8 protein-coding genes are annotated in these 9,205 nt (G+C 40.9%); 1 reads left to right on the top strand and 7 read right to left on the bottom strand.

The features are described 5' to 3' along the window. Positions 1–57 precede the first annotated feature (57 nt). The 6 genes from rnd to FH976_RS14795 all read right to left on the bottom strand — a co-directional run bounded on the left by rnd (position 58) and on the right by FH976_RS14795 (position 7,410). Positions 58–1,176, bottom strand: a complete 1,119-nt coding sequence (gene rnd, locus FH976_RS14770) for a ribonuclease D (protein ID WP_194091560.1) — start codon at positions 1,174–1,176, stop codon at positions 58–60. Between the two features lie 83 nt (positions 1,177–1,259). Next, positions 1,260–2,951: a long-chain-fatty-acid--CoA ligase FadD gene (gene fadD, locus FH976_RS14775; RefSeq protein WP_194091561.1), complete on the bottom strand. Its 1,692-nt coding sequence runs from the start codon at positions 2,949–2,951 to the stop codon at positions 1,260–1,262. Positions 2,952–3,062: 111 nt separating this feature from the next. Further along, positions 3,063–3,995, bottom strand: coding sequence for an alpha/beta fold hydrolase (locus tag FH976_RS14780; RefSeq protein WP_324187443.1), 933 nt, complete (start codon positions 3,993–3,995; stop codon positions 3,063–3,065). 3 nt (positions 3,996–3,998) lie between these two features. Further along, positions 3,999–4,553, bottom strand: coding sequence for a Slp family lipoprotein (locus tag FH976_RS14785; RefSeq protein ID WP_194091562.1), 555 nt, complete (start codon positions 4,551–4,553; stop codon positions 3,999–4,001). Between the two features lie 38 nt (positions 4,554–4,591). Continuing rightward, positions 4,592–5,308, bottom strand: coding sequence for a tRNA (adenosine(37)-N6)-threonylcarbamoyltransferase complex dimerization subunit type 1 TsaB (gene tsaB / locus FH976_RS14790; protein ID WP_194091563.1), 717 nt, complete (start codon positions 5,306–5,308; stop codon positions 4,592–4,594). Between the two features lie 185 nt (positions 5,309–5,493). Beyond that, a complete protein-coding gene (locus FH976_RS14795) occupies positions 5,494–7,410 on the bottom strand; it encodes an ATP-dependent DNA helicase (protein WP_194091564.1) in 1,917 nt (638 codons plus the stop codon). A 230-nt stretch (positions 7,411–7,640) separates the two neighbouring features. On the opposite strand from FH976_RS14795, the gene purU reads away from it, so the two are divergent. Then, positions 7,641–8,483 (top strand): formyltetrahydrofolate deformylase, encoded by an 843-nt coding sequence (gene purU / locus FH976_RS14800; protein ID WP_190329866.1) that lies wholly within the window; start codon positions 7,641–7,643, stop codon positions 8,481–8,483. A gap of 75 nt (positions 8,484–8,558) precedes the next feature. Here purU and FH976_RS14805 read toward each other — a convergent pair whose 3' ends face one another. Beyond that, positions 8,559–9,023: a type IV pilus modification PilV family protein gene (locus tag FH976_RS14805; RefSeq protein WP_194091565.1), complete on the bottom strand. Its 465-nt coding sequence runs from the start codon at positions 9,021–9,023 to the stop codon at positions 8,559–8,561. Positions 9,024–9,205 lie beyond the last annotated feature (182 nt).

The raw sequence follows: 9,205 nt of genomic DNA on the forward strand, positions 1-9,205 counted from the left end.
AATCATGATGTCGGCTTTTTTGAATGGTATACAGAACTAGAGCAATATGAATTTTATTTATTTCATTTTTTTATCAAGTCTTTCACCAAGTACTGATTTACGCCAAGTCAGCATTACTTCTGGTTGTTTATCAGCACTTCTTTCATGATTCCATACCCAAGAGATAAATTGATTAAGCTGCTTTTTCGAGGCTAGAAATTCAGTTGCTAATCCTGAAGCTTCCGATGCCGCTTTTACTTCATCTTTTAATACTTTGAATAATTGTTTATAACTCGGGTTATCCATTAAGCGCGTTATTTTTTGTGGCCATTGGTCACTTGGTATCGCTTGACCTTGCTTGACCAAATGGATCAAGGTATTACCATGACGACGAATTTCTCGTTGATCAAACCCGGCTTCATCCATTTGTCTTAAACTGGTCATTTCCTGTCGGCAAATTTCAAGCATGTTTGCTTCTTTGACTACGAAGTTCAGCGCTAAATCACGCTTCATCGCTTCTTCTAAACGCCACTTAGCTATGATCTTTAAAATCGCTAACTGTTCAGGATTTAAGATCCAAGCTCCTTTAACATCAAGATATGCCTTACTTGGCTCTGTAGATTTTAGACGTTTTTTCACAAGAGCTGTCGATTCTTGCATTACCGCTTCGCTCCAACCCGCCTCTTCGACGGCAAGCTTGAGTTTTTGATACAGTGGTAATAAGTAATAAACATCGGCAGCAGCGTAATCAAGTTGTTTTTCCGTTAATGGACGTGCAAGCCAATCGGTACGAGATTCACTTTTATCTAACTCAACACCAAGGAATTCATTCACTAACGCGGCAAAACCCGTGGAAAGACCATTGCCTAAAAAGGCCGCCATTAATTGTGTATCAAGCATTGGCTTAGGAATACAATTAAAGGCGTGCTGGAACACTTCTAGATCTTCGCCACAAGCATGCAAAACTTTTAGGACTGAAGTATCGGACAACAACTCAGCTAAAGCAGACATATCATCAATGGCAACAGGATCAATCAGCGCCAGATTCTCACCATCGTACAATTGGATTAACCCAAGCTGAGGATGATAAGTACGAGTACGAACAAATTCGGTATCAAGCATAACGACATCAACTAAACTTGCTTTTTGACAAACGTCAGCTAATGCTGAGGCTGTTGTGATGATTTGGTAATTCACAAAATTCCTTTCAATATAATAAAAATGCCAGTATCAAACCTGGCACCTTGAATGTGGTAAAAACATCGCTCACAGACTCTTGATTAAGCGGTTTTCTTTGATAGATTCGCCATGTTTTCGTCGCGCAGCTCACGACGTAAGATCTTACCCACATTGCTCTTTGGTAATTCTTCACGGAACTCAATAATTTTAGGCATTTTATAGCCCGTCAAGTGCTCGCGACAATGGGCGATTAATTCATCTTTGGTTAAACTGCTGTCATTTTTGACAACATAAATCTTAACGACTTCACCAGAACTTTCGCTTGGTTGTCCTATCGCTGCGACTTCTAACACTTTCGCATGCATAGAAACCACTTCTTCAATCTCATTTGGAAAAACATTAAAGCCAGATACTAAAATCATGTCTTTTTTACGATCAACAACGTACATGAAGCCTTCTTCATCAAAGCGAACAATATCGCCAGTCGATAACCAACCATCTTGACTGATCACCTCTTTCGTTGCTTCTTCACGTTGCCAATAACCGTCCATCACTTGTGGGCCACGTACTTGTAGTTCACCGGTTTGATCAAACCCCAAGACATGACCTTCATCGTCAATAATTCGAACATCGGTCGATGGCATAGGTAAACCAATAGAACCATTGTATTCGTTCAAATCATAAGGATAAGCCGCAACCAAAGGTGAGCACTCAGTTAAGCCATAACCTTCCAGCAAATAACACTTAGTGATCTTATTCCATTTTTCAGCGACGACGCGTTGCACCGCCATGCCACCACCAACCGACAAATGCAGTTTACTAAAATCTAACTCTTTAAAGTCTTCATTATTTACTAGCGCATTAAATAATGTATTCACCCCTGTAATGGCGGTAAATGAATACTTTTGTAGCTCTTTTACAAAATTTGGAATATCCCTTGGGTTAGTGATCATTAAATTACTGCCACCCATTTCTAAAAATAGTAGGCAATTAATGGTTAACGCAAAAACATGATACAAAGGCAACGCAGTCACGACAGTTTCGCGCCCTGCGTGTAAAATTGTGCCGTAAGCCGCTTTGGCCTGTAACACATTGGCAATCATATTTCGGTGCGTTAAGACCGCACCTTTGGCGACACCGGTTGTGCCACCTGTGTATTGTAAAAATGCAATATCATCTCCTGCGATAAAGGGTTTCACATATTGCTGGCGGCGACCACGGTATAAGGCTTTACGAAAAGAAAGCGCGCCCGGAAGATTGTATTTTGGCACCATACCTTTGACATATTTGACAACGAAATCAACGATCTTGCCTTTTACTTTAGGCAGCATTTGTCCAAGGCTCGTTAAGATCACATGTTTAATCGATGTACGGTCCACTACTTTTTCTAACGTATAGGCAAAGTTTGAAACGATCACAATAGCTTTGGCACCAGAGTCATTAAGTTGATGTTCCAATTCTCGAGGGGTGTAAAGAGGATTAACGTTCACTGCAATCATACCAGCGCGCAAAATACCAAATAGCGCAATCGGGTATTGCAAAACATTTGGCATCATTAATGCCACTCGATCGCCTTTTTTAAGCTTTAAATCATTTTGTAAGTACGCAGCAAATGCGCGGCTACGCTCTTCTAACTTACGAAAAGTCATGGTGGAGCCCATGTTCATAAACGCAGGTTGATCAGCAAATTTATGGACAGATTGCTCAAACATTTCGACCAACGATGAATAATGATCAGGGTCGATTGTTTCTGGCACGTTTTCTGGGTAACGCTTTAGCCACGCTTTTTCCACATTGATTTCCTTTATTGTTTTAATCGTGTCTCGGCAAGAATATGGTAGTCATTATTGATAATAAACTCATTTACTTGAGTCACATTTTGACTAGAGATTTTTGTCTATAATCTAATCGAGTTCAAACTGTTCAGATATAAATTGCTCAATAAATACTTCAATAAGCTTAGCTGTTTTTTGTGGATGTTCTAGATGGCAATGATGCCCACCAGCGATCTCCGCTAATTGCACTTTGGCTAAACTTTGTATTCTCTGTTGCGCTTGCTTAATAGAAGGATAACCTTGCGTGCCAACTATCAATAAATTCGGACAGCTCACTGCTTGTATGTAACATAGCGCTTGTTCTTCCGTCATACGATACAAGGAATCACAACGTAATTTAGGATCATAACGCCATTGCCAGCGCTTACCGTCAAATACACAGCCTCGCTCAACCAATGGATCTAACTGCTCTGCCGTCAATTGATTGGCATGCATGCGGTGCAGTAAAGCTTGCTCACGAGAATCATAACCGCGTAAAGGTTTCGTCTCTAAACGCTTACGATTGACAATACCTTGTCGCAAACGAGCAACACTATTGTCTGCTGGTTCTGATAACGGTCCTAACCCTTCAATTTGCACCAAAGCAGCCACGTTTTCAGGAAAGGCGGCACTATAACAACTTGCGATTAAAGCACCAAGAGAATGACCGACCAAAATGACGTTTTTTGCTGCTATTTGACGTAATAATTGATGAAGATCGGAGATATAGTCATGAAATGGGTAAAAGTTGTCCGATGACTTGTGCTGCGACAATCCATGCCCAGGTAAGTCAATCGCAAGAAAATGTAGTGATCTACCTGCTATGGATAAGGGAAGTTGTGCGACCAATGACGTAAAACTGGCCGCATTATCCAGCCAGCCATGAATAAAAATAACACTAATATCCGTATCATTGATCGAGCCGGCTTCTAAACCTGAAATCCGTAGATTCGATGAGGGCGGTGAACCTGACGAATAAAGTGAGCTTGGCAAATAAAATTGCGTTTCTTTCATTAGTGTCACGGGTTATTTCACCTGTTGAATCACTTGTGTCCGAGAAGGACCATATCCGTACGCCCCACAACGAAATCCGCCTCTAAAACAGCCGCCCATCATGAGATCATTTTCAACATAAGTAGTAGTCTCAATCGTCCACAAATGCTGCCCATAAGCATCCGTTACGGGAAAAGTATAATCGTATTCCCCAACCTTACCCGTTTCAGGTTGCTCGCTTTTACCCACGACCGTAATTAAACGGCCTTTTGTGTATGTCATAGGTTCAACGAAACCTTTGACATAGGCAATAAAACGGCCTTGTGGCTCTTGAGTAATATCCGGCTTACCTGACGATGAAATTGGTAAGTTAACTATCTCAATGCGGGTTTTATCTTTTAAGTTCGTGACTTTTGAAATTACCCCTCCCATGCGCACGTCAATAACGCTATCCGGAGAGGTATTGACCCATTGCTGATAGTTATCCATCACCTCAGCATTGTGATCCTCCGAAACCAGATCATCCGGTAGGCTAGAACAAGCTGTTAACCAAAATAAACAACCAATCAGGATCAGTGTACGTTTCATTGCTTTCTCCGCCTGTTTACACAATTCATTCAAATAAATTATTCACGCCCTGGTAGCTTTTTCCAAGTTACTTTATCTCGTAAATAAGTTGGGCTAGCGTGTTCGGCGTCAACGGTATTACCGTTACTCCATTCAAACTGTGCTAAAAAGGCAATATCTTGCGCTTCAGGATAAAGTACATCTCCTTGAGACAACGTAAGCGGCAAAGAATTCAGTGTATCTTCATACGCAGCCCAGCCTGTACCAGCTTGTGTCCAGTCCCCATCCGTAACGGTGAGATGTGATGACAATTCACTTGGTGGGATCACACATTCTGCTTGTCCATCATCAATGGCGATTGCGCGCCATTGGCCATCGATTTCACGCTGATATTGTCCCCAGTAAATCTCACTCATGCGGGCATCAATAGCTGCCACAACCTGCTTAGATTTATGTACACGATAACTCGCCTGAGCCATAGCCTCTAACGTCGAAATACCAATCATAGGGAGCTCAGCCCCAAACGATAAACCTTGCGCAATACCAATACCAATGCGAACACCAGTAAAACTGCCCGGCCCACGTCCAAACGCTAACGCATCTAAATCTTGTAAGCTTACACCGGCTTCTTTTAGGACTTCATCCACCATAGGTAGAATTTTTTTGGTGTGATCTCGCGGGGCAATTTCACTGCGAGTATAAAGTTGATCATTCACCATTAATGCAACAGAGCAATTTTCTGTTGATGTATCTAGGGCAAGAATTTTTGCACTCATGTCAACCTCAAGCTTGTTTATTTTTACACCCATATATTGGGAATATGATTTATTTTAGAATAATTGAAAAGAGTTACTATGTTTAATATCAAACTAATAGTTAACATAAAACAAATAGTTAGTATAAAGCCAACAGTGAGTATCAACCCAACAGGAAGCCTAAAAACGACTGTTGATAATGAAAGCTACTGTGATAATAAAAACTGCGAAACTTTATCGAGATCTCGAGTTCTAGGAATAGGCGGCAAACTTTGTAAAAACACACCACCATAATCACGAGTCACTAACCGATTATCGCAGATGATCAGCACACCTTTATCCGTTTCATCTCGAATTAACCGCCCCACACCTTGCTTTAAAGTAATCACCGCATCTGGCAATTGAACCTCAGAAAAAGGCTCACCGCCTTTTAGACGGCAATCTTCAATTCGAGCTTTTAACAAGGGATCATCAGGAGCAGTAAACGGTAATTTGTCGATAATAACACAGCTTAAAGCATCGCCTCTAACATCAATACCTTCCCAAAATGCGCCTGTTGCCACCAAGACGGCATTACCTAACGCCATAAATTCATTCAACAATTTTTGCTTACTGGTTTCACCTTGTACCAATACCGGTAAATCTAACGATTGACGAAATAAATCCGCTAGTTGCCGCATCATTTTATGAGAAGTGCATAAGAAGAAACAACGCCCATTATTAACTTGGATCACCGGAGCTAACATTGCCGCTAACGTTTCCGCCAAACCGACACTATTTGGTTCGGGTAAATAACGCGGCACACAAAGCAAAGCTTGGTTCGGGTAATCAAAGGGACTTGGCAGGGTAAACTGCTTTTTAGGCACAATCCCAAGTCGCTTGGTAAAATGACTAAAATCATCTTTAACTGCCAAGGTAGCTGACGTAAAAATCCAACTGCCTTGTTTAAGCTCTATCTGCTCTTGAAATTTATCCGCAACCGACAGCGGCGTAATATGCAGCGTAAAGTGACGAGGTGAACATTCATACCAATACGAGTAACCGGTAATGCTGGTATCACACACTCGCAGCAAACGATTTTTGATCATATGAGCACGCTCATAAGCGGCATCTAATAATTGACTGCGCCCTAAAGCAATTTTCAAAACTTGTAACGCTAAATCAAGTGCATCGTGTAGGCGTTCAATTTCACGTACCACCGCTGCCGATTTAACCGCTTCACGCCAATTACCACGCATTTGCGCATTGGTTTCACCCAAAATAATGCGTAAGTCCATAAAAGTTTGTGTCAGTTTTACTGCGATTTTTTGCAATTGGCGCATATCTTTTGCTTCAGTGCGATAACCAATTTCAATATCTTTTGCCAGCTCTTGCATTTGTCGGCTTGAAATTGATTGGCCAAAATACTGACTCGCAATATCAGGTAGTTGATGTGCTTCATCAAAGATAAATACTTCAGCTTCTGGAATAAGCTCTCCAAAGCCCGTTTCTTTAATCGCAAGATCTGCCAGAAATAAATGATGGTTTACGACGACAATATCAGCATCCATTGCTTTTTTACGCGCTTTTAATACAAAGCAATCTTGATAACTTGGGCACTCTTTTCCTAAGCAATTATCATTGGTGGACGTGATATTTTCGATAACAGGACTGTCTTCGGCAATGTCATCACACTCGCCCAAATCGCCACTTTTACTCGCTGAAGACCAAGAACGAACCTTCACTAATTGAGTGAGCAGTTCAGGATCGGCTTCATTGGTATGACTTTCCACCAATTGACGGCTTAATCGATCTAAGCAAAGGTAGTTAGAGCGACCTTTTAATAACGCGACGTAGCCCATAAAACCCAGTGCATCGACCATTTTAGGTAAATCACGGTGGAAGAGCTGCTCTTGTAAATTTTTAGATCCGGTACTGATGATGACTTTTTTACCACTTAATAAAGCTGGCACTAAATACGCAAAGGTTTTTCCTGTTCCTGTCCCTGCTTCCACCACTAATTGATGCTGATGATCAATCGCATCTTGCACCGCTTGCGCCATATCAATTTGCGGTTGTCTTGGTTGAAATCCAGAAATGGCTTTACCGAGTGCACCGGAAGCAGAAAAAGTCTTGGCTATCATCACATCATTCTTAAAAAATAAATTAGATGAATTATGGCAGTTTTAGACCTGAGGGGAAATGAATGAGTTTAAGACGACTCGAATAAATTCAATCTAAGCACTGAACCGCTTGCCTAAAATTTCAATGACCGTTAGATTGTCAGCATGTGATCTATATTCAGTTTTATACCCAAAATCATGGAGCAACCGCTTTAAACACTGTGGGTATAGTTAATTTTTTGGAAATATGTATGTCAACCACCGAACGAAAAACCCTTCTGACTCATTGTAGTGATGAATATGGCTTAATCGCGAAAATCACCAATATCTGTTATCAGCACAAACTTAATATTATTCACAATAATGAATTTGTGGATAACGCCAGTGGTCACTTTTTCATGCGGACAGAATTGGAAGGAACCTTCCATGATGACGAATTACTGGCCGATCTCGATCAAGCTTTACCGATCAATAGTAAACGTTCATTGATCAGCTCATCGCGTAAGAAAATCGTGATTATGGTGACCAAAGAAGCACACTGTTTAGGCGATATTCTCATGAAAGCCTATGATGGCAGCTTAGATGTAGACATTGCCGCTGTGGTTGGAAATTACGACAAGCTACAAACCTTAACCGAACGTTTTGATATCCCGTATCATCATATTTCGCATGAAGGGCTAACTCGTGAAGAGCATGAAGAAAAAATGCTGGATGTAATTAAATCGTACGATCCACGCTATGTGGTATTGGCGAAATATATGCGGGTATTAACCGCTAATTTTGTGGCGCAATTTCCGCATAAAATCATCAACATTCACCACAGTTTCTTACCTGCTTTCATTGGTGCAAAACCGTATCAACAAGCCTTTGACCGTGGCGTAAAAATCATTGGCGCAACCGCGCACTTTGTCACCAATGATCTCGATGAAGGCCCAATAATTAAGCAAGACGTCATTCCGGTTGATCATAACTTCAGTGCCAATGATATGGCTCAAGCTGGTCGTGATGTTGAAAAGAGTGTATTAAGTAAGGCGCTAAACAAAGTGGTCAATGATCATGTCTTTGTTTATGGTAATAAGACGGTAATTTTGTAAGTAATAACTACCCACGATCAAAAAGAGACAGCGAAGTATTAAGCTGCCTCTTTTTTAATCTAGAAATATAAATGTCTAATTATCGAACTCATTGTATTTGGACAGCATAGTTTTAAGTTGAAGACTTTGGAGTTCATTTCGACGATCATTCCAACTGCTGCTCATATCTATCGTTTTTAACGCACCAGATAACGATTTATCCACCGTCCATGCCACTTTATACGCGCTTGAAATTGACGGTAAAGCACAATTTCCCCCGCTAATAATTGTCGTGCTGACCGAGTCATCACCTAACACAATTTCACAACCACTGCCAATATCGCTATATACCAAGGTTTCATTTGCTCCACTAATTGAACGCGTGCGAAATAATTCTAGCTTGGCTTCAGCAAGATGCAGAGCTCGTATGCTGTGAAGTGCGTAATCCGATTGGCGTTCCATGTAGCTTTGCAATTTCATTAATCCAAGAACGCCGAATACGAGAACAGCAAAAGCAATCATCACTTCTATTAGACTAAAACCTTGTTGTTTAGAAGTCATGCCAAGATCCTTTTAGCCATTTGGGTGATTTATCGCCATATATTGCATCGATGACATCGCTATTATATTTGAAGTTTAATGAGTCATTGAATAGTGCCATTTGTCCTTCCATATCTAAAATTTGACCGCCAGTAAATATCGGCTTTGTTGCGTAATTAAAATTTTGATGTCACAACACCTGA

The organism is Vibrio hibernica (genome assembly GCF_015223435.1).
In the GTDB taxonomy this organism is placed as follows: domain Bacteria; phylum Pseudomonadota; class Gammaproteobacteria; order Enterobacterales; family Vibrionaceae; genus Vibrio; species Vibrio hibernica.